The organism is Bradyrhizobium sp. Ken51, from assembly GCF_055807435.1.
The window spans coordinates 511802-536697 of the sequence record NZ_JBVVPB010000002.1 but is presented as its reverse complement, the minus strand read 5'-3'; the positions used below and the strand labels follow the sequence as shown (position 1 = coordinate 536697).

The window sequence follows — 24896 nt, the reverse complement described above, 5'->3', positions numbered from 1 at the left end:
GACCTGATGAGAAAGATGTGATGCGGCGCTTGATCTGGCTCTCGGTCGTCGCAGCGATTGCGATCGCCTATCCGCTGCTGCTGTCCTCGCCGTTCCAGCAGCGCCTGGGCGCGCTGGTGCTGCTTTATGCGATTGCGGCGTCCGCGTGGAATATCGTCGGCGGCTATGCCGGCCAGGTCTCGGTCGGCCACGTCGTGTTCTTCGGCTGCGGTGCTTATGCCGCGATGGGATCCTACGCAAAGTTCGGCCTGTCGCCCCTGTTCGGCATCCCCGGCGGGATCGTGCTCGCCGTGGGCCTGGCCGCGATCATCGGCGTGCCGACGCTGCGGCTGTCCGGTCATTATTTCAGCATGGCGACCATCGCGGTCGCCGAGACGATGCGGCTGATCGTGACCAACACCGATTGGCTCGGTGCCGCGGTCGGGCTCTCCGGGCCGACCGTGCCGCGCAACATCTTCGATCTCTCGTTTCTGTCGTCGCTGCCGTATTATTATCTCTTCCTTGCAATCCTCGCGATCACGCTGTTGATCACCTGGTGGATGACCAACAGCCGCATGGGATTTTACCTGCGTGCGATCAAGGATTCCGAGCGCGCGGCGCGCTCGCTCGGCGCCCCCGCCAGCCGCACCAAGCTCTACGCCTACATGCTGAGCGCAGCGCTGACGAGCGTCGCCGGCGCGCTCTATGCCATGATGTTCGGCTTCGTCGATCCCGAGTCCGGATTCGGCATCCTGATTTCGGTGAAGATCCTGATCATGGCGGCGCTGGGCGGGGCAGGGCTGCTGTTCGGGCCACTCGTCGGTGCCGCGATCCTGGTGCCGCTGGAAGAGATTTCCAACAGCTGGCTCGGCGGCAAGGGCGCCGGGCTCACCTTCGTGCTCTATGGCGCGATCATCGTCGTGATCGCGCGTTTCCAACCGGGTGGCTTGCTCAGCCTGTTCACGCGGCGCAGTAAGCCGACCAAGGACACCGGAGCTGGCCATGCTCCTTGAGGCACGCGAAATTACGAAGGCGTTCGGCAGCTTCAAGGCGGTGGACGACGCCTCCGTGACTTTGGAGCAGGGCGACATCCTCGGCCTGATCGGCCCGAACGGCGCGGGCAAGTCTACGTTCTTCAATTGCCTGACTGGCGATCTCAAGACCACTTCAGGCCGCGTCCTGTTCGAGGGCCGCGACATCACCGACTTCACGCCGGAGCTGCGCGCCGGGCTTGGGCTTGCCCGCACCTTCCAGGTGCCGCAGACTTTTGAGGGCATGACGGTGCTGGAGAACGTCATGATCGGCGCGTTCCTGCGCACCTCGCATCGCAAGGACGCCGAGACCAGGGCGCGCGCGGTGCTCGAGCGCGTCGGCATGATCAGGCTTGCGGATGCGCCGGCGCGTTCCCTCGGCACGCCCGGTCGCAAGCGGCTGGAGATCGCGCGGGCGCTGGCGACCGAGCCGAAGGTGCTTCTGCTCGACGAAGCCATGGCCGGCCTCAACGCCCATGAGGTGAGGCTCGCCATCGACCTCGTGCGCGACATTCATCGTTCCGGCATCACGCTCGTGATCGTCGAGCACATCATGGAAGTGATCATGTCGCTCGCCAGCCGCGTGATGGTGTTCCACCAAGGCAAGGAGATCGCCCGCGGCTCGCCGCGCGAGGTCACCTCCAACCCGGCGGTGATCGAGGCCTATCTCGGCAAGCGCGCAGCCAAGGCGGCCGCCGGCCACACGCCGGTCGAACTGATGGGCGGGCCGGACCTATGAGCGGGCCGTTGCTGCGGATCGAGCACCTCGAGGTGCGCTACGGCGATCTCATCGGCGTGTCCGACGTCTCGCTGGAGGTTCCCGAAGGCAGCGTCGTCGCGCTGCTCGGCTCCAATGGCGGCGGCAAGACCACGACGCTGAACGCGATCGCCGGCCTCATTCCCGTGCATTCCGGATCGATCCACTTTCGCGGCGAGGACATTGCCGGCGAGAGGGCGTTTGCGATCGTGCGCAAGGGGCTGGCGCTGTCGCCGGAAGGCTGGCGGCTGTTCGTGCAGCAGAGCGTCGAGAACAATTTGCTACTCGGCGCAACGCCGCTGCACGACAAGTCGCGCCAGGCCACGCTGCTCGAACGGGTCTACGAGATCTTTCCGCGTCTGAAGGAGCGCCGCAACCAGCGCGCCGGCACCATGTCCGGCGGCGAGCGGCAGATGCTCGCGGTCGGTCGCGCGCTGATGAGCGATCCGAAGCTGTTGATGCTGGATGAACCCTCGCTCGGTCTCGCGCCGGCGGTGGTCGAATCCATGTACGAGACCTTTGGCCGCCTGCATCGCGGGGGCCTGACCATCCTGCTCGCCGAACAGTCGATCGAGCTCGCACTCGAGGTCTCGGATTTCGCCACGGTGCTCCAGGTCGGCAAGAGCGTGTTGTCAGGCACGGCGGCGGCGCTCGCGGAGGACCCGCAGGTCCAGAAGGCTTATCTCGGCGTGGACTGATCGACGTCCGCTCGCGGTAACCGCGGCGATGTCAGCGCATGATGTTATGCTTTCGCTGTTTGCGAGACTGCCGGGAGATTGGATCGTGTTCTCAGACGGGCTTGGATTCGATGTTGGGGTCGCCCGACAACTTTTGAAAGAAGGCGGGGACGGCGAAGGCGCCGCCTATCTGGAGGCGTTCATCGCGAAAGGCTCTGTCATGGCCATGATCGAGATGGCTGAATATCTGGATGATAAGGGCGATCAGCCTGCCAGCCTGGCGTTGATGGCGCGAGCCGAGGCATCGATCGCCGACGACGATTGCGAGTCTTGGCTCTATCTCGCCGGGGCCTTGCGACGGGGGCTAGGGGCAGGGACGGCCCAGGAGCGGTACTTCAGGTCCTTCAATCTGAAGGAGCGGGTGGCCGAGTCCGGCCATTTGCTGGCCATTCAAGAAATGATCGCCAACTATTTTCACGGCCTTAACGGCGCCCCGAAAGACAGCGAGCGGGCTATCTACTGGGTAAGAAAGGCCGAGGCGATCCGGGACGAGAAGGCGAAACAGATCCTTCGCGACGAAGGATTGTCATAGCTCCGCCTGAAGCAGCAGCAACAGGCAGCCGGCCAGCCGCGTCTCCATCTCTTTCGACGAAAGCGACAGCGGCCCGGGATCGTTGAGGATCGCATTCACCAGCGTTCCCAGCACGACCTGGAAACCGAACGCGATGGTGCGGGTCTTGGCCGCCTTGCGTCCCTTGCCCATGGCCGGCAGCAGGAGAGGGGTGGCGTCCATCGTGGTGGCTTTCGCCAGCGCCTTGAACGCTGTCCATTTGTCCGGGCGGGTGTCGTCATGCTGGAGCGCGGCGCGCAGCACGCCCTCGTGGTTGCGCATCCAGGCGATGATGCCTTTGACAACGATTTGGCAGAGCTCGCTGAGGCCTGTCTCGGGCGACGGCTGCCTGATCTCGCCCAGTCGGTGCTCGCCGTCGCGCGCGGCCAGCGCCATCAAGGCGTTGAAATAGGCCTCCTTGCTCTCGAAGCGGCTGTAGAAGGCGCCAACGGTGGCGCCGACCTCGGTGCAGAGTGCTTCGATCGAGAGCTCGGCGAGGCTGCGCGTCCGCAGCATCTCGGCGCCCGCGCGCAGCAGCGCCAGCGTCGTCTCCCGGCTGCGCTTCTGGCGCGACGGGGCGACGCCGGGCAGGTCGAAATCGCGAACCCCGGGGTCTTCGGAACGTGGCTGCTTCCGTGCTTGCATCGCGGCTAAATGATAATCATAACTCTTATTATAATTTAGGTGGGGACGAGCTGCGGGTCAACCGTGGCCGTCGGCGGGCACCCAGGCCGGCCGAACAGGGAGGATCAGATGAGTGCACGCAGCGACACGCCGTTTCGCGGCACAGTCGGCAAGACGGTTGCGGACTCAAAACCCTGGTGGCCGGATTCGCCAAGGCCGCCCGAGGGCGCGCCGAACATCCTGGTGGTGCTATTCGACGACGTCGGCTTCTCCGATTTCGGCTGCTACGGCTCGGCGATCCGGACGCCGACAATCGACCGGCTCGCCGCCGAAGGCTTGCGCTATTCCGGCTTCCATACCACAGCGATGTGCTCGACGACGCGGGCTGCGCTGCTGACGGGGCGCAACCATCACTCGGTCGGCGTCGGGTGCCTTGCCAATTTCGATTCCGGGTATCCAGGCTACCGCGGCAAGATCGCGCGCGAGGCGGGGACGCTCGCCGAGATGCTGCGCACCCACGGCTATCGCAACTACATGGTCGGCAAATGGCATGTGACGCCGCTCACCGAGAGCGGCGCCACCGGCCCGTTCGACGGCTGGCCGCTCGGCCGCGGCTTCGATCGCTTCTACGGCTTTCTCGACGCCGAGACCGACCAGTACGCGCCGGAGCTCGTCTCCGACAACACGCATATCGATCCTCCGGGCACCTATGCCGACGGCTATCATCTGACCGAGGATCTGATCGACCAGTCGATCCGCTTCATCGGAGATCACGTCGCCGATCGTCCTGACGTCCCGTGGCTGACCTGGGTCGCGCTGGGGGCCTGCCACGCGCCGCACCAGGCACCGATGGATATCATCAGGAGCTACGACGCCTCGTTCGCGCACGGCTGGGACGTCGAACGCGAGCAGCGGCTCTCGCGTCAGAAGGCGATGGGACTGGTGCCGGAGCGAACGCGGATGCCGGCGCGCAATGACGGCGTGAAGGCCTGGGAAGATCATTCGGCCGACGAGCGTCGCGTCTTCACGCGCCTGCAGGCGGCTTTTGCCGGAATGCTGGACCATTCCGATCGTCATCTCGCACGCCTCGTCTCATTTCTGGATAAGGCCGACATCCGCGACAACACCATGATCATCGTGATGTCCGACAATGGCGCGAGCCAGGAGGGCGGGCCGCTCGGCTTCGTCAACGCGATGGGCCCATTCAATTTCGAGCCGGAGCCGATCGCGGAGAAGCTGAGCCGCATCGACGACATCGGCGGGCCGGACACCCACAGCAATTTTCCGCATGGCTGGGCGATGGCTTCGAACACGCCGCTGCGCCGCTACAAGCAGAACACCCATGGCGGCGGCATCCGCGATCCCTTCGTCATCAATTGGCCGAAGAAGATCGCGGGCACGGGCGAGCTGCGGCACCAGTTCGTGCACGCCTGCGACCTCACGCCGACGCTGCTGGAGCTGATCGGCATCGAGGCGCCCGCCGAGATCGCAGGCTGCCGGCAGATGCCGCTGGAAGGCGAGAGCTTCGCGCGTTCGATCACGGACGCGTCTGCTCCTTCAAAGAGCTCGCCGCAATATTTCGAGATGTTCGGCCATCGCGGCCTCTGGCAGGCAGGGTGGAAGGCGGTCGCTTTCCATCCATCGGGCACGCCCTTCGAGAGCGACAAATGGGAGCTGTTCCATCTCGATGAGGATTTCTCCGAGACCGACGATCTCGCGGCGAAAGAGCCGGAGCGGCTTGGCCGGATGATCGCGACATGGTGGGAGGAAGCCGAGAAGCACAAGGTGTTGCCGCTCGATGATCGCTTCGGGCCACGCTTTGCCGAGAATGCTGCGCGCTTCCACGGTGCTCGCCACCATTTCGTCTTCCATGCTGGCATGGGCCATGTGCCGACCGATGTCGCACCCGACGTGCGCAGTCGCAGCTATACGATCGAGGCGCATGTTGAGATCGACGAGGCGAGCGCCGATGGCGTGCTGATCTCACACGGCGACGCGACGTCCGGCTACAGCCTTTACGTCAAGGATGGCCACCTCGTGCATGACCTCAACATCGGAGGCAGTCACCAGATCATCCGCTCGGACCGCAAGGTGCCGTCGGGCGCGCGGCGGCTGGGCGTGCATGTCGAGCGTCTCGTGCGCAAGGAGCCGCCGGCGAAGGGCTCGCGCACTGGCATCACCGACTACACGCTACTGATTGATGGTGAGAAGGCGGGGTCGCTGCAGACCCAGCTCGGATTCCACACGCTGATCTCGTGGTCGGGCCTCGACATCGGCCGCGACCGCGGCAGTCCGGTCTCGCATTACGAGGCGCCGTTCCAATTCACCGGACGGCTCTCGCACGTCAGCGTCACCATGCACAACGACCAGAAGCTCGACGGCGATGCCGTCGGCAACGCGCAGATGGCGCGGCAATAGGAGCGAGGCGACTTACTTGATCTTGTCGTAGGCCACCGCGAAATCGCCGAGCGGCATCGGGATCGCGATCGTTTCCTTCGCCATGCTCTGGAAGGAGACCTTGAGCTGCTTGCCCGACCGCAAGGTCGCAAGCAGGTCCGGTGCGATCGGCGTCGAAGCGTAGCAGCCGCGGTTCTCGCAGGTCTGGATCTGGAGATCGACCGTCTTGCCCTCGTCGACCTGTAGCTTGGCGCCGATGGGAAGGTTGAGGCCGAGCGGCAATTGCAACAGCGCCACTGGTGTGCGGGTGTCGGGCGCGATGCGGATGTTGATCAGGACGATGGTCTGCCCGGTCTTGGTCAGCACCGCGTTCTGCTCCATCGCGCATTCGAGCGGTGCGTCGCGGCTGACGCTGGTGCAGCGCACGACCCAGCCGGGCGGCTGCGCCGGAGCGCCGTCAGCCTGCGGCTGCGTCGGAGCCGGTGCGGGCTGTGCCGCCGGGGCAGAGGGAGCCGCGTTCTTCTTGGCGCCTTGCTGGGCATGCGCGACACCCGCCGACAACAGGATGGCGGCGACAAGGGCGACAAGTCTGGATTGCATGAGCATGGCAAAACCGCGTTTACGTGAACCGAGGGCCTCGCTGTAACGTCGTGAGGCGCGCGGTGCAAGCTGCTACTCGGCAGCTTCCTTAACGGTGCCGTGCTCGACCGTCTCGTCACCTTCGCCGTCACCCTTACGGCCCCAGCCCGAGAACCAGTTGTTGAGCTCGTCGAGATAGAGATAGACGACCGGAGTGGTGAAAAGCGTCAGCGCCTGGCTGACGATCAGACCGCCGACCATGGCGTAGCCGAGCGGCTGGCGAATTTCGGCGCCCGTGCCGTGGCCGAGCATCAGCGGCACGCCGCCGAGCAGGGCAGCCATCGTCGTCATCATGATCGGACGGAAGCGCAATAGCGCTGCCTGCCGGATCGATTCCGCCGGCGTCTTGTGCTCATCGCGCTCCGCGGCGATGGCGAAGTCCACCATCATGATGCCGTTCTTCTTCACGATGCCGATCAGCAGAATGACTCCGATCAAAGCAATCAGGCTGAACTCGAAGCCGGCCGCCATCAGGATCGCGAGTGCGCCGACGCCGGCCGAGGGCAGGGTCGACAGAATCGTGATCGGATGGATGTAGCTCTCGTAGAGGATGCCGAGGATCAGATAGACCACGACCAGCGCGGCGAGAATGAGGAGCGGCACAGTGCCGAGCGACTGCTGGAACGCCTGTGCCGTGCCCTGGAAACTCGAATTGAGCGTCGGCGGCGCGCCGAGATCGGCCATCGCCTTTTGCACGGCCTCGGTGGCCTGGCCGAGCGCGACGCCCTGGGCGAGGTTGAAGCTGATCGTGATCGCCGGGAACTGGCCCTGGTGGCTGATCGAGAGCGGGCGGACCGGATCGGTGCTCCAGGTCGCGAAGGTCGACAGCGGCACCTGGTCACCGGTCAGCGGAGATTTCAGGTAGAGCTTGTTCAGACTCTCGAGGCTGCCCTGCATCTCCGGCAGGATCTCGAGGATCACCTTGTAGGTGTTGAGCTGGGTGAAATACTGCGTGACCTGGCGCTGGCCGAAGGCGTCGTACAACGTGTCGTCGATCAGCTGCGGCTGGATTCCGTAACGCGCTGCGGTATCGCGATTGATTTTGAGCTGAACCGTGGTGCCCTGGGTCTGCTGGTCGGTCGCGACGTCGCGCAGTTGCGGCAACGTCTGCATCCTGGCGAGGATCTTCGGCGCCCAGTCGTTGAGCTCGGCGAGATCGGCGTCCTGCAGGGTGAACTCGAACTGCGTGCGCGTTGGCCTGCCGCCGAGCCGGACGTCCTGCGCCGCCTGCATATAGAGGCGGGCGCCGGACACCTTCTCGAGCTTGGGACGCAGCCGCGCGATGATCTGCTGCGCGGAGGCATTGCGGACGCTGCGCGGCTTCAGCGTGATGAACATGTTGCCGTTGTTGCCGGCGCGGCCGCTGCCGCCGATGTTCATCGCGATCGTTGCGACGTCGGGATCGTCCATCACGATCTTGCCGAGCTCGACCTGGCGGCGCTGCATCTCCGCGAACGAGATGTCCTGGGAGGCTTCCGAGGTCGCGGTGATCAGGCCGACGTCCTGCTGCGGGAAGAACCCTTTCGGGATCAGGACGAACAGATAGATCGACAGGGCCAGGGTCGCGAAGAAGATCGTGAGGGTCGTGCGACGCCAGGCCAGGGCATGGTCGAGCACCCATTCGTAACCGCGCAACATCCGGTCGAAGCCGCGCTCGCTCCATTGATAGAACTTGCCGTGGGTCACCTCCCCATGCGCGCGCAGGAAGCGCGAGGCCATCATCGGCGTCAGGGTCAGCGACACGAACATCGAGACGAAGATGGTCATCGCCAGCACGACGGCGAATTCGCGGAACAGGCGTCCGATGATGCCGCCCATCAGCAGCAGCGGAATCAGCACTGCGACCAGCGAGATGCTGATCGAGACGATGGTGAAGCCGATTTCCTTGGACCCCTTGAAGGCGGCCGCCATCGGCGATTCGCCTTCCTCGATGTAGCGCGTGATGTTCTCAAGCATCACGATGGCGTCGTCGACCACGAATCCGACCGCGATGGTGAGAGCCATCAGCGACAGATTGTCGAGCGAATAGCCGACGACCCACATCAAGGCGCACGCGCCCAGCAGCGCCAGCGGCACCGTGATGGTGGGTATGACGGTCGCCCAGAAACTGCGCAGGAAAATGAAGATGACCATGACCACCAGCGCAATGGTCAGCAGCAGCGTGAACTGGACGTCCTCGACCGCGGCGCGGATCGTCGTGGTGCGGTCGCTGATGAGCTCGATCTTGATCGCGGGCGGGATCGCGGCGACGAGGCGAGGCAGGGTGGCCTTGATCCGGTCGACGGTCTCGATGACGTTGGCGCCCGGCTGCTTGAATATCACCAGGAACACGCCGCGCTTGCCGTTGGCCCAGGCCGCCTGCTTGGCGTCCTCGGCGCCGCTGACCGCCTGGCCGACATCGCGGATTCGCAAGGGACCGCCATTGCGATAAGCGATGACGACGTCGTTCCAGTCCTTGGCCTGCGTGAGCTGGTCGTTGGCGTAGATCGTGTAGGCGCGCTTCGGACCGTCGATGTTGCCCTTCGGGCTGTCGACAGTGGTGATCGCGATCTGGCTGCGCACGTCCTCCATCGACAGGCCCTTGGCGACGAGTTTCGCCGGGTCGATCTGGATGCGGATGGACGGTTTCTGCTGGCCGCCGATGAAGACCTGGGCGACGCCTGAGAGCTGGCTGATCTGCTGGGCGAGCTGGGCGTCGACCGCGTCGCTGACGCTGGTCAGCGGCAACGTGTCGGAGGTCGCCGACAGCAGCAGGATCGGCGCGTCGGCCGGGTTGACCTTGCGGTAGGTCGGTGGCGAGGGCAGGTTCTTCGGTAGCTGACCGCTCGCGGCGTTGATGGCGCCCTGCACGTCGTTGGCGGCGCCGTCGATGCTGCGGTTGAGGTCGAACTGGATGGTGATCGACGCGGTGCCCAGATAGCTCGTCGAAGTCATCTGGGCGATGCCCGGGATCTGGGCGAATTGCCGTTCGAGCGGCTGGGCCACCGACGAGGCCATGGTCTCCGGGCTGCCGCCCGGCAGATTGGCGGTGATCTGGATGGTCGGGAAGTCCACCTGCGGCAGCGGCGCGACCGGCAGCAGGGGATAGGCGACGAGACCGACGAAGAGAATGCCGGCCATCAGCAGCGATGTGCCGATGGGATAACGGATGAAAGGTGCCGAAATCCCGCCCGCGTTCATTCCTGTCGAACCTTGTTCTGGGCCGGATCCGTACTCGCCACGGCCGTCGAGACGAGGCTTCCCGGCTGAACCTTGAATTGGCCGCCGGTGATCACCTGCTGCCCGGGCGTCAGCCCTTCGTCGACGACCGAACGTCCGTCGATGGCGTAGCTGACCTTGATCTTGTGCAGTTCGGCCTTGTTGTCCTGATTGACCGTATAGGCGTAGAGGCCGTTGGTGGAATGCTGGACCGCGTCATCCGGGACAACGGTCGCATCCTTCAGGGTGCGCACCAGCAGGCGTGTCGACACCGACTGCCCAGGCCACAGCGCGTGGTCCTTGTTGTCGAACACCGCCTTGAGTCGGATCGTGCCGCTGCTGGTGTCGACCTGGTTGTTGATGACCGCGAGCTTGCCCTCGGCCAGCGTCTTCTTGCCGTCGGTGGTGAAAGCGATCACCCTGAGCGCGCCGGCCTTCTGGCCCTCGCTGATATAGGGCAGCTGATCTTCCGGCGCGGTAAAGATCACCGAGATCGGCTCGACCTGCGAGATTGTAACGATGCCGGTCTGCGTCGAGGAATTGACGATGTTGCCGATGTCGACCTGGCGCAGGCCCGCGACGCCGGTGATCGGCGCCTTGACCTGGGTGTAATCGAGCTGGGTCTGCGCGTTGGAGATCGCGGCATCGTCGGCGGCGATCTGCGCGGTGAGCTGGGCGACCGTCGAGCGCTGGGTATCGACCCGCTGGGCGGTGGCGAATTCGCCGAGCTTCATGGCGCGCTGGAGCTCGAGATTGGCATTGGCCAGATTTGCCTCGTCCTGCGCCTTCTTGGCCTTGGCCTGGTCGAGCGTGGCCCGATAGGGGCGGGGATCGATCGACGCGAGGAGCTCGCCCTCCTTGACGATCTGGCCTTCGGTGAAGGCGATCTTGTCGATCTGGCCATCCACCCTGGTCCGGACTTGGACGGTGTTGAAGCCCGCAACCGTGCCGAGACCGGTCAGGTAAACCGGAAAATCCACCTTCTGGACCGGCGAAACGCTCACGGGGACGGCGGGCGGGCGCGGCGGCCCCTTCTGTGCGGTCTGGATTTTTCCGGCCTCGAGCGCGCCGAATTTCTGCCAACCATAGTAACCCGCGGAGGCCACGGCCGCGATGATCAGAATCCAGAGGATCGGCCGGGACTTTTTCATATCGTCTCGTGTCGGCTCTTGTGCCCTAAACTACGAATTATGAGGCAATCATAGGGTTCCAGGGCGCTTGTATAATACACGCCAAGTTCCAGTGTAAACAGCACTATCCGTTGAGAATCCTAAACAATTGGAAAGCTTTGCACCGCTTAGGCAGCTCCGTGTCACTACGGTGTGCAGTGCTGGATTGTCCCGTCAGGAACGATCAGCGTGCAAACTTTGTGCAATGCTCGAAAGCGGTGTGCTCCGCACCGAGCGGCGCCGCGCATGGGCCGCAGGGCGACGGCTCGCAAGAACGGTTCTAAATCGTGCGGAGGCCGTTTCGGTTGTCAGGAAAACTGGCATCGGTCATATCGGCGCGCCACAACGGGAGCGCAGCATGGACGAACTGAACGGCAAGCTGATCGCGTGTCAGATCCTGATCACGGGATTGATCGCGCGCGTCGCCAACGAGCAGCGCGATCCCTTGCGCTTTCTCACCGACTTCCGCGACGAGATCAGAGCCGTCGTCAACGGCGTCAACATCGCCGGCATGGACAACAGCGATCGCGTGCGCGCGGTGGCGCAGAAGACCGTCGATGAATTGTTCTCGCTGATGAAGCCGCCGAGCAGCGATTGACAATGCGCGCGCGACCGCCGAACTCGCGCTCTCTTTAGAACAAGTCCAATGTAGTTTTAGAACGATTTCAAACTGTAGTTTAGAATCGTTTTGATCTGGACTTATTCAAGGGTTCTCGCGGCTTGCTCGCATTGACCCGCTATTTTGCGGCCGATACCAACACACCAATCGTTCATCGAAGTGAATGGGCGAACAGGAATATGGGGCGTGTTTGGTAATGGGGCAGGTGGTCGCACCGAAGTCGTTGCGTTCGGTCGCAGCATTCGATGAAAAGTTCACGAGCGTTTCCGGCAAGAAGGTCTCCGCTGTCGCGGGCCTGATCGCGGCAGCATCGGTGTCGAGCGGCGCGGAAGCGCAGCAGTCGAATCTGCCGCCGGTGACGGTCGATGCTCCGGTCGCGCGTCCGCGCCCGGTGGCTTCGAAGCCGACGGCGGACCAGGTCCGCGCGCGCAATGCGCTTCGCCGCGCCGCGCAGCGGCAGCAGCCCGCGCAGCAGACGGCTCCTACCGTTCCGGCCGGCGAAGCCGACCGTAATCCGTATTCCGATCCGGCAGCGCCCTACAAGGTCGACCACGTCCAGGCCTCCGGCAAGTTTCCCGAAAAGATGCTGAACACGCCGAAGAGCATCACCGTGCTCAGCAAGGAAGTGCTCGAGGACAAGAACGCCACGACGCTGAAGGAGATCGGACGCTCCACCGCGGGTGTGACGCTGGGATCGGGCGAGGGCGGCAACGCCTTCGGCGACCGCTTCTTCATCCGCGGCTTCGACGCGCGCAACGACGTCTTCATCGACGGTATCCGCGATCCCGCGGTCTCGATCCGCGAGAATTTCTTCACCGAGCAGATCGAGATTCTGCGCGGCCCGGCCTCGTCCTACGCCGGCCGCGGCACCGCTGGCGGCGCCATCAACATCGTCACCAAGCAGGCGGGCGACGTCAATTTCAAGCGGATGGATACCGAGTTCGGCACCGACCGGACCAAGCGGGTCACGCTCGACGTCAACCAGGTCATCGATCCCACCTTCTCGGTGCGCGTTGGCGGCCTGTTCCAGGACGCCAACGTCGCCGGCCGCAACTACATCACCGACGATCGCTGGGGTTCGTTCATCTCGACCAAGTACACCCCGACCAACGACATCAAGATCACGACGAACTACGTCCACACCGACCTCAGCGGCTACCCGGATTTCGGCGTGCCCTTTTACAGGCAGGGCAACGTGCCGGTGACGTCGGCGGGCATTCCGCGCGGAAGCTGGTACGGCTTCCTCAACCGCGACTTCCAGACGGCGCGGCAGGATTTCGGCACCGGCACGATCGAGTACAAGGTCAACGACGCCATTACGCTGACCAGCAAGGTGCGCGGCGAGCACTCGGTGCTGAACTATATCGGCACGCTGCCGCAGAACCCGAACACGACCAGCCCCAATCCGCTACTCTGGACCACGACGGCGAGCGCGCAGAGCCGCTTGCAGAACGTGGACGTGTGGGCCAACCAGAACGAAGCCACGTTCAAGCTCGACACCGGCGGGGTCAAGCACACCACGGTGTTCGGCGTTGAGTATGCGAACGAGAACATCTCGATCGACCGCTATGCGGGCCTCGCGTCGGAGCTGTCCGGTTCCGCCTTCACGAGCAACGGCGCGGTGACGGGGGTCAATCTCTATTCTCCGCAATTCACCAACATCCCCTTCAGCATTCCGGGGATCGTCGGAAATCCGACGCGATATGGCGTCAACACCACCAGCGTGTATGCCATGGACACCGCGAACTGGCAGGACACGATCATCGTCAACGGCGGCGTGCGCTACGACGGCTACAGCCAGAGCTCGTCGACCAACGCGGCCTATCTGAAGCAGAACGCCGATCTTGTGAATTACAACGTCGGCCTGGTTTACAAGCCGATGTCGATCGGCAGCGTCTATGCGGCCTACGCCACCTCGGCCAATCCGTTCGGGTCGGAGCTTGATGCGACCGCGACCGACTACGGTGGTGTTCCGCCCAACACGGCCGTTTTGCTCGGACCCGAGCGTAACAAGGCGATCGAACTCGGCACCAAATGGGAGCTCGCCGACCGTCACCTGCTGGTGACCGGTGCGCTGTTTCAGACGACCAAGGACAATGCGCGCGAGACCGTCAACAGCGTGCTGACTTCGGGGGCCGCCTACAGGATCCAGGGCATCGACATCGAGGCCGAGGGCAAGCTCACCGACCGCTGGAGCATTTTTGGCGGCCTGGTGCTGATGCAGTCGAAGGTCACGCAGAGCGGCGTTGCGTCGAATCTGGGTCTGCAGCTTGCCAACATTGCCCACCAGTCGTTCAGCATGCTGACCAAGTACAAGTTCGACGGCGGCTGGGAACTCGGCGGGCAGGCGGTGTACCGCTCGAAGGTCTATGGCGGCACGTTCGCGGCCAACACCAACGAGCTGCCGAGCTATTGGCGTTTCGACGCGTTCATCGAGAAGAAGATCGACCAGAACTGGACCATGAAGTTCTACGCCCAGAACCTGACGAACAAGCTCTATTACGACTCGTTCTATCGCAGTGCCGTGCCCTTCGTGGCGGTCGCGCCGGGGCGGGCGTTCTACCTCGTGACGACGGCGAAGTTCTGATCATGTTGACGTGCCTGCCTGGCGTTCTGAGCAAGGATGATGTGGCGGATTTCCGCCGCATCATGGACGCCAGCGAATGGGAAGACGGGCGCTCCACCGCCGGCGCGCAGTCGGCGATGGTCAAGCGCAACGAGCAACTGCCGCCCGATAGCGAAATCGCGCGAAAACTCGGCAACCGCATCATTTCGGCGCTGACGTCGAACCCGCGCTTCATCGCGGCGGCGATCCCGCTCCAGATCTTCCCGCCGCTGTTCAACCGCTATGCAGCCAGCAGCGGCCACCATTTCGGCCTGCATGTCGACAATGCCATCCGCGGCGACCGCCTGACCGGCCTTCGCATCCGCACAGACCTGTCGGTCACGCTGTTCCTGGCCGAGCCGGAGGAGTACGACGGTGGCGAACTTGTGATCGAGGACAGCTACGGTTCGCACGAAGTCAAGTTGCAAGCCGGGGACTGCGTGCTCTATCCCTCGACCAGCCTCCATCTGGTGACCCCGGTGACCAGGGGAACGCGGGTTGCGTCTTTCTTCTGGCTTCAGAGCATGATACGGGACGATCAAGCCCGGAGCATGATCTTTGACCTCGACACCGCGATACAGGCGCTGGTGGAACGGCTCGGGCGTGACGATCCCGAAACGGTCAAATTGACGGGTATCTATCACAACCTCATTCGCTACTGGGCCGAAGTATGAAGATCATGTCCTTCCAAGCAAGCCTTGCCGCAGCTCTGGTGCTGGCGGCCGCCTGGCTTGCATCCCCTGTTTCGGCCCAGACACAAGCCGCGCCCGCGGCTCCGGTCCAGTCGACGGCTCAGCCGTCCGCGGTCAGCCCAGCCCCGGTTGTTGCTCCGCCTGCGGCGCCCCAAGCTGCCGCACCCGCGGCAAAGTCCGATGCCGGCATCGCGCCCGCCATGAAGGAATTGTCGCCCTGGGTGATGTTCCAGTCGGCGGATATCATCGTGAAAGCGGTGATGATCGGGCTCGCCTTCGCATCGCTGATGACCTGGACGGTGCTGATCGCCAAGTCGATCGAATTGTCGATCGCCGCAACCAAGCTTCGTTCGGCGCTGAAGAAGATCGCGGAGGCACGCTCGCTCGCCGAAGCGCAGATGGCGCTCGGCGCCAAGGAGGGCATCCTGCCGTCCTTCCTGGCGGCGGCGCTGCGGGAGGCGCGGATGTCGGCCGGCCTCTCCAGCGACACCGGCATCAAGGAGCGCACGGCTTCGAGCTTCTCCGAGATCATGCGCGCGGAGGCGCGGCGCATCCGCGTCGGCATGGGCGTGCTCGCGACCATCGGCTCGACCTCGCCCTTCGTCGGCCTGTTCGGCACGGTGTGGGGCATCATGAACAGCTTCATCGGCATCTCGAAGTCGCAGACCACGAACCTCGCCGTCGTCGCGCCCGGCATCGCCGAGGCGCTGCTCGCCACCGCGATCGGTCTGGTCGCCGCCATTCCCGCCGTCATCATCTACAACTACTTCTCGCGCGTGACGAAGAGCTATCTCGAGCTCGTCAGCCGTGCCTCGGGCGCGGCGGGGCGGTTGCTCTCGCGCGATCTCGACCGCAGCCACGGCAGCGTGCATTCGCGCGCGGCGGAGTGATCCATGGGCGTTTCGCTCGCAGACAATGATGACGACGACGATTTCGGCGAAACGCATGAAATCAACGTCACGCCGTTCATCGATGTCATCCTGGTGCTGCTGATCATCTTCATGGTCGCAGCGCCGCTCTCGACCGTCGACCTGCCGATCGATCTGCCGACGTCGAGCGCGACGCCGCAGAAGAAGCCGGACAAGCCGACCTATCTCAGCATCAAGCCCGATTTGACGCTTGCCATCGGAGAGAACCCGGTCCACCGCGCCGAGTTGATCGGCACCCTCGACGGCCTCTCCGACATGAGCAAGGACAAGTATGTCTTTCTGCGCGCCGATCGCTCGGTGCCGTATGGCGAGTTGATGGGGGTCATGGAGCTGTTGCGCTCAGGCGGCTATTCGCGGGTGAAGCTGGTTGCGCTGGAAGGCGCTCCGGGGGCGCCTGCGGCAGGCGCCGCTCAGCCTTAGAGGCCGCGATGTCGGACGAGTCCAAACCAGCCCGGACGCTTTGGATTTTGGCAGCGGTGGCGGCGCTCGCGCTGCATCTGGGTGGTGCCGCGCTCGCGCTGGCGCACCTGCGCGCCGATGACGGCGATGACGGCCTCGGCGCGGCCGGCGCGGAGTTCGCTGTCGAGATGGCCTCGCCGAAGGCGCCTGACACCGACCTTCCGCCGGGACCGGATAGCGAAGCGATGCAGGAGCAGCAGGCGCTTCCCGAGCAAAAAGCCGAGACCAAGGAAACCGAGCTTCCAAAGGATCAGTCGCAACAGGTCGACGATCCCGATCGGGTCGTCACCGAGAACATCTCGAAGAAGCCGCAGGACGAGGATCCGAAGATCGCGGCGGTCGAGACGCCCGCTGCGGAGGCCTCGCCGAAGTCCGTTGCGACGGCGCGGCAGACGCTTGATGAGGACGCGCGCGAGGCCGAGAAGGCGCTGGCGCCTGTGCTGGGCATCGGCAAGGATATTCTGAAGCTGACGGCGGACTGGAACCGCAAGATCAGCGCGCATCTTACCGCCCACAAGGTCAACCCGGAGGGCAAGGAGCCCAACAATCAGAAGGTCAAGGTCTCCTTCGCGATCAATCGGCGGGGCAACGTGCTTTCAGTCGACGTTGCCGAGTCATCCGGGGATGCAGCTTACGATGCGGCGGCGATCTCGATTGTGCGCAAGTCCGATCCCATCCCGCAGCCGCCTGCCAGCCTGACCGACGACCGGTTCGAGCGCACCGTCGACATCATCTTCACGCCGCCGGACGCAAAGAAAAAGAAGAAGTCGGCTCAGCGCCAGTAGAGCCTGATCCCGACATAGACCACGACCAGGCAGGCGAAGATCAGGGCCACCGGGAGCGGCCGTTTCTGGGTCGCGCCCGCGGTCGCTGCCCCGAAGAAATTGGCCTTCTTCGGCTTCGGTTCGGGGCGGCGGAAAGCGGTAACATTGTCCGCCGCCGGTTCGGCCGCCCTGGGGCGGACGTCAGGCGGGGTTCCCGCGCCGCCCATCTCGGCATAGTAGGCCTTGTAGATGGCGCCGATGGTGGCCTCGGTAGCCTCACCCTCGTTCATCTGTGCCTGCAGGTTCTTGTAGCTCGCGAGGAATTCCTGCGCCCCCGGCGGCAGCGCGGACGACCCGTTGAGCTTGGCCATCATCTTCCAGGTGGCGAAATCGGCGCGGGCGCGGGTATCGGCGCGTCGCGCGATCAGCATATCGGCAGCTTTGACCAAGTCGGCCTCGAGCCCTTCGGCTTGTGTTCGGGTGTGTCGCTGTTCAACTACGCATTGCCGGTCAGAATGAGAACAGCCTGAATCACATAACCGGTCAACGTTCGCAGTATTGCTGAAATAACATCAAGATTTAGACCGAACTGGGAGCCTGCCAGCGGTAGCAGGATCAGCAAGCCGATCAGGATCAGCATCCCGAACGGCTCGAGCCGCGCCAGCGGCAGGGCGAGCGGCCGGGGCAGCAGCCCAACCGCGACGCGCCCGCCGTCGAGCGGCGGGATCGGCATCATGTTGAACACCGCCAGCACCGCGTTGATCAGCAGCGCGTTCTTGAGATTGTCGAAGATCCATTGCGCCGAGTTGGCCGGAGCCCAAGGCAGGGCGTGCAGGGCAAGAGCTGCGGCCAGCGCCAGCAGGATGTTGGTGGCAGGCCCGGCCAGCGCCACCCACACCATGCCGAGCCTGGGGTCGTTGAGCTTGCGGAAATTCACCGGCACTGGCTTTGCGTAGCCGAACAGGAACGGCGAATGCGCGAACAGCAGCATCGCCGGCAGGATCACGGTGCCGAACGGGTCGATGTGGCGGAGCGGATTGAAGCTGACACGGCCGAGCTGCGAGGCCGTATCGTCACCGAGACGATGTGCCACGAAGGCGTGCGCAGCCTCGTGGAAGGTGATGGCGAGCACCAGCGGCAGCACCCACACCGAGAGGTCATACAAAGAAATGTTCACGGCTCGTCCGTCCCGGTTTACCTGCGGTCTTGCAGCCGACCCAGCCAACCGGTGGTGCAGCAACGCTTCACCTCAACATAGGGTGACCGGTTCCGAAATGCCACGCTGCAAATGATCGGCGAGACCGGTGGCCATGACGTCGAGCCTTGGCGCCGGATGAGCTACGTCGGGATCGTCCCCTCATATCGGATCATGCCGTCCTCGATCGTCACCCAGCCCATCTTTTCGCTGACCCAGATATGCTCGGTCGGCACAAAGGCGTTGCGATCGTCGAAAGTCGCCAGCGCGACGCCCGCCAGCGTGCCGTTGCGCCGCCAGGCGAACAGGCGCGTGCCGCAGCGTTTGCAGAACACGCGGTCGATGTTCTCGGACGACGCATAGCGCTCGGTGTCGCCCTCGACCGACAGTGCGCGCTGGTCGAACTGCGCGCGGGCGAAGTAGGGCGAGCCCATTGCCTTCTGACAGATGCGACAATGGCAGATGCGGACGTTGAGCGGCTCGCCCTCCGCCTTGAACCGCACCGCGCCGCACAGACATCCGCCTTCGCGGATCATGCGACCCGCCACTCGGCGACCTGGCGCGCCATGCTCCAGTTCAGCTTGTCCAGATCGCCATCCATGCTCGAGTTCCCCCGTCTGGTGTTGGTGAAGGCGGCCCAGCAGAAGCCGCCATGAGTTCTGACTGCAATGGTACAGGTCCCCGGCAGGCTGCCATTGTGCCACCAATTGTCTGACTTGTTGACGCAAAAGCCCTTGGCGTAGTTGGGGCTGTCAGCGGGTGCGGTTGTCATGATCTCTATGGTGCGCGGCCGCAGGATGTTCGCGGGTTTCGTATAGCCGTCGACATGCATCAGGAACTGCACGAGATTCGACGGCGTCGCGATCCAGCCGCCATGGGAATCCATCCGCCGGACATTCATGCCGTAGGGACTTTCTCCCTGACCGTAATAGACGACCTCGCCGGCCTGACGCTGGTCGCGCGTGTCGCCCGCGATGGTCATGTCGGTGACGCCACAGCGTGCGAGCACCTCACTGCGGACATGCTCGGCATAGGCTTGGCCAGTGAGCTTCTCGATGACGCGCCCCAGCACGCAATAGCCGAAATTCGAGTAGGCGTAGCGTTGGCCCGGCAAGAGGTCCAGCGGCCGGTTGGCGAGCGTCCAGGTGATCAGCCCGGCATGATCCATCCGGGTATGCGTGAACATGGGATCGCGGTTGTCGTTGCTCCAGCCGCCGGCGGTGTGCGTCAGGAGATGCTCGAGCGTGATCTGGTTGATACCGGCAGAGTAGGGCGGCGGCCCGTATTCGGTGCCGAGCAGCCCGCCGGGCCCGAACACCCGGTCCGTCAGCTTGAGGCGGCCCTCCTCGATCAGGCGGAAGAGCGCGACCGAGGTGATCATCTTGCTGACGCTGGCGATCCGGAACAGATGCCGCGGCGTCACGGCCTCGTTCCGCTCGACATCGGCAACACCGAAGGCTTCCTCGTGAACAACAGTGCCGGCATAGCCGATCGCAAAGGATAACGCCGGCACGCCATATCTGTCCATGAAGCTGCGCGCGAGCCGTGCCATGGCGTCGCGCTCGGCCGGCGAGGGCGGACGGATGCCCGGCGGGTTGGGGGCGAGTTGCGCGAGCGTGGGCGATGACAGCAGCGGCAGCGCGCCTGCGCTCGCTGCGAGCTTCACGAAATCCCGACGTCCCAGCATGGTCCGCCCCCGCGGGCGGCCAATGTCTCAGTACGTCGCCCGTCCACCGGAGATATCAAACACCGCGCCGGTGGAGAAGGCACAATCTTCGGATGCGAGCCAGCTCACCATCGCGGCTAGCTCTTCCACCAGCACGAAGCGGCCTTTTGGAATCTTCGACAGCATGAAGTCGATATGCTGCTGCGTCATTTGGTCGAAGATCGCGGTCTTTGCAGCCGCGGGCGTCACCGCATTGACGAGGATGTCATGTGCCGCCAATTCCTTGCCTAGCGACTTGGTCAGCGCGATCAGGCCGGCCTTGGACGCCGAATAATGCGACGCGTTCGGATTGCCTTCCTTACCGGCGATCGAGGCGATGTTGACGATGCGCCCGTATTTCTGCTTGAGCATCGCGGGCACGACCGCCTTGCAGCAGATGAAGGGGCCGTCGAGGTTGATGCGCAGAACTTTCCGCCATTCCTCGAGATCGGTCTCCCAGACCGGCTTGTTGACCCCGGCAATGCCCGCATTGTTGACGAGGATGTCGATCTTGCCGAAGGCGGCAAGCGTCGCGTCGCGAGCCTGCTCGACGGCCGCGGTATCGGTGACGTCGACCTTGAAGACGCGGGCGTTGTCGCCGATCTCCTTCGCCGTCTTCTCGGCCAGCGCGGCGTCGAAATCCCAGATCGCGACTTTGGCGCCGGAGGCGACGAAGCGCTGAACGATGGCGCGGCCGAAGCCCTGCGCGCCGCCGGTGACGATGGCGACACGGTCGTTGAGATCGATCTTGTTCATGCTGGATGCCTTCTGGATGCCTTGGCGTCAGAGCATGTAGCCGCCGTCGACGACGAGGTCGACGCCGGTGGTGAAGGCGCTCTCGTCACTGCCGAGATAGACCGCCATGGACGCGATCTCGTCGGCGGTGCCGAGCCGGCCCATCTTCTGGCGGGAGACGAACATCTCCTTGCCCTGCGGGCCTTGCGCGGCGGCGCGGTCGAGCATCGAAGGCGTCTCGACGGTGCCCGGGCAGATGCTGTTGCAGCGGATGCCCTTGGTGATGAAGTCGAGCGCGACCGCGCGCGTCAGCAGCGACACCGCCGCCTTTGAGGCGCTGTAGACGTAGCGGTTGGCCGGCGGCCGCAGCGCCGCGCAGGAGGAGATGTTGACGATGCTGCCGCCGCCGCCCGCGAGCATGTCCGGCAGGAAGGCCCTGATGGTCCGGTGCATCGACTTGACGTTGAGGTCGAACGAGAAATCAAAATCCTCTTCCGAACACTCAAGGATGGTACCGTGGTGCACGAAGCCGGCGGCGTTGAGCAGGATGTCGACCTTGCCGACGCGCTTGGCGAAGGCGTTGACGTCGGCGGTGCTGCGCACGTCGAGCTTCGCGGTTTCGGCGACGCCTTCCTTGGTCAGGCTCGCGATGCCGCTCTCGTTGATGTCGGTGGCGATGACGGTTGCGCCTTCACGCGCGAATGCGATGGCGCATGCGCGTCCGATGCCTGCCGCTGCAGCCGTGATGACGGCGCGCTTTCCCTTGAGGCGGTCTGCCATTTTCTTCTCCCTTGCCTGAAAGTTCTATCGGATCGTCATTGCGAGCGAAGCGAAGCAATCCAGAGTCCCGCCGCGGAGGCAGCCTGGATTGCTTCGTCGCTTCGCTCCTCGCAATGACGAGTAGTCAGTGATTATCCCGCGCCACACCAAAGGTGCCGGCGACGTTCTGATAGCGCGTGGCGAGCTCCATGCAGGCGCCGGTCGACTGCTGGCCGACGGTGTTGCGATAAAGCTCCTGCCACGGCGTCTGGTTCGGCGGATGCTTGAAGCCGCCACTGGCCTTCAGCTCGGCGTGGCGCTTCTTCACCTCGTCGTCGGAGATGAGAATGTTGGCGCTGCCCTTGTTCAGATCGACGCGCACCTTGTCGCCGTTCCTGAGGACCGCGAGGCCGCCATTGGCAGCGGCTTCCGGCGAAGCATTGAGGATCGAAGGCGAACCCGAGGTGCCCGACTGCCGGCCGTCGCCGATGCAGGGCAGGGACATGATGCCACGTTTGATCAGCGCCGCGGGCGGTTGCATGTTTACGACCTCGGCGCCGCCGGGATAGCCGATCGGACCGGTGCCGCGGATGAACAGCACGCAATGCTCGTCGATCTCGAGCGAGGCATCGTCGATCCGCTCGTGATAGTCCTCCGGACCCTCGAACACGACGGCGCGGCCCTCGAAGGCATTGAGATCGGTCGGGTTGCTGAGATAGCGATCGCGGAATTCCTTGGAGATCACGCTGGTCTTCATGATCGCGGAATCGAACAGATTGCCGCGCAGCACCAGGAACCCGGCGTCCTTCACCAGCGGCTTGTCGTAAGCCCAGATCACGTCGTTGTCGGGTTTTGGAGCATTGGCGCAGTTCTCGCCGATGCCGCGGCCGTTGACCGTGACCGCATCCTCGTGGATGCGCTTGTGCTTCATCAGTTCGCGCACGACCGCCGGCACGCCGCCGGCGCGGTGGAATTCCTCGCCGAGATAGAAGCCGGCCGGCTGCATGTTGACCAGGAGCGGCACGTCGTGGCCGACCTTCTGCCAATCGTCGATGGAGAGCTCGACGCCGATGTGGCGCGCCAGCGCGTTGATGTGGATCGGCGCGTTGGTCGAGCCGCCGATTGCCGAGTTGATCACGATGCAGTTCTCGAACGCCTCGCGGGTGAGGATGTCCGAGGGCTTTAGATCCTCCCAGACCATCTCGACGGCGCGCTTGCCTGTCTCATAGGCGATCTGGCCGCGCTCGCGATAGGGAGCGGGGATCGCCGCACAGCCCGGCAGCGAGAAGCCGAGCGCTTCAGCAAGCCCGTTCATGGTCGAGGCGGTGCCCATGGTGTTGCAATGGCCGACCGAGGGCGCCGAGGACGCCACGATCTCCATGAATTCTTCATAGTCGATCTCGCCGGCGGCGAGCCGCTCGCGCGATTTCCAGACGATGGTGCCGGAGCCGGTGCGCTCGCCATTGTGCCAGCCGTTCAGCATCGGCCCACCCGACAGCACGATCGCGGGCAGGTTGACGGTTGCCGCCGCCATCATGCAGGCCGGCGTGGTCTTGTCGCAGCCGGTGGTCAGCACCACGCCGTCGAGGGGATAGCCGTAAAGGATCTCGACCAGGCCGAGATAAGCGAGGTTGCGGTCGAGCGCCGCGGTAGGGCGCTTGCCGGTCTCCTGGATCGGATGGGTCGGGAATTCCATCGCAATGCCGCCGGCCTCGCGAATGCCTTCGCGGACGCGATGGGCAAGCTCGATGTGGTGGCGGTTGCAGGGGGAGAGGTCGTTGCCGGTCTGCGCGATGCCGATGATCGGCTTGCCGGACTGAAGCTCGGCGCGGGTGAGACCGTAGTTCAGATAGCGCTCCAGATAGAGCGCGGTCATGCCCGGATTATGCGGATTGTTGAACCATTCCTGAGAGCGGAGGTGGCGGCGAGCGCCGTTGCCGGCGGGGGCATGCCCATTGGTTGGTTTTTTTGTCATTGGTTTCTCCTGCAATGCAAACGCACCGGCGTCCGTTTTAGGGTGTCGGCTTGTGCGATGCCCAACGGCGCGAGCGACGATTTGCCTGCCCGCTGGCGGGTCGTTTCCTCACAAATCCGATACTAGTCATGGCCACTTGGTAACGCTACCATTTTGTTCGTAGCGCCCACGCCTGAAACGGCTGGCCGGTTGTCCGAACGCCGGGCCGACGAGCTTTGCCGCTCGATTACCTTGAAGCCGAGATCGAGCACCGGATGTTCCGGGCGCCGTCCGTCGATCGCGTCGATCAGCATGCTGGCGGCCGTGTTGCCCATCTCGTAGCGGTTGGTGCGCACGCTCGTGAGAGTCGGGACGGCGGAGGCCATGAATTCGAGATCGTTGAAGCCGACGATCGCGATCTGTTCGGGGATCGCGATCTCGCGGCGCCTGCATTCGAACAGCACACCCAGCGCGAGGTCGTCATTGGCGCAGAACACCGCGTCCATGCCGGGCTCCCGCGTCAGGAGATCGGTGAACAGGGCGCCTCCGAGCGTCACCGACGTCGGTGTCGCCGTCGTGACGACGAGGCGTTGCTCGAACATTCCGGCGTCCTTCATGGCCGAGACGTAACCGTCGAGCCGCCGCTGCACCCGCGGATCCATCCGCGCGCCGACGAAGCCGATCTTGCGGTGACCTTGCGCGAACAGATGCGCAACCGCCGCACGGGCTGCATCATAGTGTGAAAAGCCGATCATCATGTCGATCGGATTGGGTCCGATCTCCATGATTTGCACGATCGGGCAGTCGGCAGCATCGAGCATCGCGCGGGATTCAGTGGTCTGGTCGATGCCGGTGACGATCAGCCCGGCCGGCTTCTGCGCAAGAAACAGCCGCAGCAGCTTCTCCTCCTGGAGAATACTGTAGCGTGTGTTGGACAACTGGATCGAGTAACGGCTGTTTTCGGAGGCGTCGTAGATGCCGCGCAGCACGTCGGAGAACACGTTATTGGTCAGTGACGGAATCAAGACACCGATCACCTCGGTGCGCTGCGAGGCCAACGCGCGCGCCGCCAGATTCGGCACATAGCCGAGCTCCCTTGCCGCGCTCTCGACCCGGGTCCGTTTGGCGAGCGACAGCGCCTCGGGATTGCGGAAGAAGCGGGACGCCGTGATCGGGCTGACGCCGGCAAGCTCGGCGACTTCCGCCAGCCGGATTTTGCCTGACTTGGTGCGGTTTCGACCCATTTGCTGCTCATAACACACTCACTGTCGCAAACAAAGGAACGTTGACAGCGCTACCAGCACAGACTAACCAAAGACAAATTGCCAAAACCGCACAAACTGCCGACAATGTCGCCCGCTAAGGTTGGGCTTCGTTCGGTGAAGTCTGAAAAAACAAG

General features: G+C 64.0%; 23 protein-coding genes. 11 read left to right on the top strand and 12 right to left on the bottom strand.

The genetic code is table 11. From position 1 onward, the window contains the following. Positions 1-20 precede the first annotated feature (20 nt). The 4 genes from AC0L27_RS06200 to AC0L27_RS06185 are packed head-to-tail and all read left to right on the top strand — an operon-like array spanning position 21 to position 3036. Positions 21-992: a branched-chain amino acid ABC transporter permease gene (locus AC0L27_RS06200; protein ID WP_063992810.1), complete on the top strand. Its 972-nt coding sequence runs from the start codon at positions 21-23 to the stop codon at positions 990-992. Further along, positions 982-1749, top strand: coding sequence for an ABC transporter ATP-binding protein (locus tag AC0L27_RS06195; protein WP_275167356.1), 768 nt, complete (start codon positions 982-984; stop codon positions 1747-1749). Before AC0L27_RS06200 ends, AC0L27_RS06195 begins: the two co-directional genes overlap by 11 nt. Further along, on the top strand, positions 1746-2465 hold the full coding sequence (locus tag AC0L27_RS06190) for an ABC transporter ATP-binding protein (protein WP_275167355.1): 720 nt from the start codon (positions 1746-1748) through the stop codon (positions 2463-2465). Before AC0L27_RS06195 ends, AC0L27_RS06190 begins: the two co-directional genes overlap by 4 nt. 46 nt (positions 2466-2511) lie before the next feature. Next, positions 2512-3036, top strand: a complete 525-nt coding sequence (locus tag AC0L27_RS06185; protein ID WP_354213824.1) for an SEL1-like repeat protein — start codon at positions 2512-2514, stop codon at positions 3034-3036. Here AC0L27_RS06185 and AC0L27_RS06180 read toward each other — a convergent pair. Continuing rightward, entirely contained in the window at positions 3031-3699 is a 669-nt protein-coding gene (locus tag AC0L27_RS06180; protein WP_275167353.1) for a TetR/AcrR family transcriptional regulator, read from the bottom strand. The two genes, AC0L27_RS06185 and AC0L27_RS06180, sit on opposite strands and share 6 nt — an antisense overlap. 108 nt (positions 3700-3807) lie before the next feature. Between AC0L27_RS06180 and AC0L27_RS06175 the strand changes: the two genes are divergently transcribed. Continuing rightward, the gene (locus AC0L27_RS06175; RefSeq protein ID WP_354254905.1) at positions 3808-6096 is read left to right on the top strand and encodes an arylsulfatase; all 2289 of its coding nucleotides are present in this window, start codon (positions 3808-3810) and stop codon (positions 6094-6096) included. Between the two features lie 12 nt (positions 6097-6108). Here the strand turns inward: AC0L27_RS06175 and AC0L27_RS06170 are convergent, their stop codons facing one another. From AC0L27_RS06170 to AC0L27_RS06160, 3 genes are all read right to left on the bottom strand, one after another. Continuing rightward, positions 6109-6681 carry an invasion associated locus B family protein gene (locus AC0L27_RS06170; protein ID WP_354204184.1) on the bottom strand — a complete coding sequence of 191 codons (573 nt, stop codon included), beginning with the start codon at positions 6679-6681 and terminating at the stop codon, positions 6109-6111. 66 nt (positions 6682-6747) lie between these two features. Beyond that, positions 6748-9894: an efflux RND transporter permease subunit gene (locus tag AC0L27_RS06165; RefSeq protein WP_354254906.1), complete on the bottom strand. Its 3147-nt coding sequence runs from the start codon at positions 9892-9894 to the stop codon at positions 6748-6750. Further along, the gene (locus tag AC0L27_RS06160; protein WP_354204180.1) at positions 9891-11063 is read right to left on the bottom strand and encodes an efflux RND transporter periplasmic adaptor subunit; all 1173 of its coding nucleotides are present in this window, start codon (positions 11061-11063) and stop codon (positions 9891-9893) included. The genes AC0L27_RS06165 and AC0L27_RS06160 overlap by 4 nt, the downstream gene beginning before the upstream one ends. A 376-nt stretch (positions 11064-11439) precedes the next feature. Between AC0L27_RS06160 and AC0L27_RS06155 the strand changes: the two genes are divergently transcribed. The 6 genes from AC0L27_RS06155 to AC0L27_RS06130 all read left to right on the top strand — a co-directional run bounded on the left by AC0L27_RS06155 (position 11440) and on the right by AC0L27_RS06130 (position 17170). Continuing rightward, complete coding sequence (locus AC0L27_RS06155) at positions 11440-11679, top strand: hypothetical protein (RefSeq protein WP_275167347.1); 240 nt, start codon at positions 11440-11442, stop codon at positions 11677-11679. A gap of 217 nt (positions 11680-11896) precedes the next feature. Further along, on the top strand, positions 11897-14287 hold the full coding sequence (locus tag AC0L27_RS06150; RefSeq protein WP_354204177.1) for a TonB-dependent receptor: 2391 nt from the start codon (positions 11897-11899) through the stop codon (positions 14285-14287). Between the two features lie 2 nt (positions 14288-14289). Further along, positions 14290-14979 (top strand): Fe2+-dependent dioxygenase, encoded by a 690-nt coding sequence (locus AC0L27_RS06145; RefSeq protein ID WP_354055471.1) that lies wholly within the window; start codon positions 14290-14292, stop codon positions 14977-14979. Beyond that, complete coding sequence (exbB, locus tag AC0L27_RS06140) at positions 14976-15887, top strand: tonB-system energizer ExbB (RefSeq protein ID WP_473318115.1); 912 nt, start codon at positions 14976-14978, stop codon at positions 15885-15887. The genes AC0L27_RS06145 and exbB overlap by 4 nt, the downstream gene beginning before the upstream one ends. A 3-nt stretch (positions 15888-15890) precedes the next feature. Beyond that, a complete protein-coding gene (gene exbD, locus AC0L27_RS06135; RefSeq protein WP_018459254.1) occupies positions 15891-16346 on the top strand; it encodes a TonB system transport protein ExbD in 456 nt (151 codons plus the stop codon). Positions 16347-16354: 8 nt separating this feature from the next. Then, a complete protein-coding gene (locus tag AC0L27_RS06130) occupies positions 16355-17170 on the top strand; it encodes a TonB family protein (protein ID WP_275167343.1) in 816 nt (271 codons plus the stop codon). Here the strand turns inward: AC0L27_RS06130 and AC0L27_RS06125 are convergent. The 8 genes from AC0L27_RS06125 to gntR all read right to left on the bottom strand — a co-directional run bounded on the left by AC0L27_RS06125 (position 17158) and on the right by gntR (position 24741). Beyond that, entirely contained in the window at positions 17158-17580 is a 423-nt protein-coding gene (locus tag AC0L27_RS06125) for a hypothetical protein (RefSeq protein WP_275167801.1), read from the bottom strand. The genes AC0L27_RS06130 and AC0L27_RS06125 overlap by 13 nt on opposite strands. Before the next feature lie 65 nt (positions 17581-17645). Beyond that, the gene (locus AC0L27_RS06120; RefSeq protein WP_354204174.1) at positions 17646-18326 is read right to left on the bottom strand and encodes a site-2 protease family protein; all 681 of its coding nucleotides are present in this window, start codon (positions 18324-18326) and stop codon (positions 17646-17648) included. Between the two features lie 161 nt (positions 18327-18487). Continuing rightward, positions 18488-18880 carry a GFA family protein gene (locus AC0L27_RS06115; protein ID WP_354204172.1) on the bottom strand — a complete coding sequence of 131 codons (393 nt, stop codon included), beginning with the start codon at positions 18878-18880 and terminating at the stop codon, positions 18488-18490. Beyond that, complete coding sequence (locus AC0L27_RS06110; RefSeq protein ID WP_354204170.1) at positions 18877-20031, bottom strand: serine hydrolase domain-containing protein; 1155 nt, start codon at positions 20029-20031, stop codon at positions 18877-18879. The genes AC0L27_RS06115 and AC0L27_RS06110 overlap by 4 nt, the downstream gene beginning before the upstream one ends. Positions 20032-20058: 27 nt before the next feature. After that, entirely contained in the window at positions 20059-20805 is a 747-nt protein-coding gene (locus AC0L27_RS06105) for an SDR family NAD(P)-dependent oxidoreductase (RefSeq protein WP_354204168.1), read from the bottom strand. A gap of 27 nt (positions 20806-20832) precedes the next feature. Next, positions 20833-21564, bottom strand: coding sequence for an SDR family oxidoreductase (locus tag AC0L27_RS06100; RefSeq protein WP_354055461.1), 732 nt, complete (start codon positions 21562-21564; stop codon positions 20833-20835). A gap of 124 nt (positions 21565-21688) precedes the next feature. Next, complete coding sequence (locus AC0L27_RS06095) at positions 21689-23518, bottom strand: IlvD/Edd family dehydratase (protein ID WP_354204165.1); 1830 nt, start codon at positions 23516-23518, stop codon at positions 21689-21691. A 122-nt stretch (positions 23519-23640) separates the two neighbouring features. Beyond that, positions 23641-24741, bottom strand: coding sequence for an HTH-type transcriptional regulator GntR (gene gntR, locus AC0L27_RS06090; RefSeq protein ID WP_354204163.1), 1101 nt, complete (start codon positions 24739-24741; stop codon positions 23641-23643). Between the last annotated feature and the right edge of the window lie 155 nt (positions 24742-24896).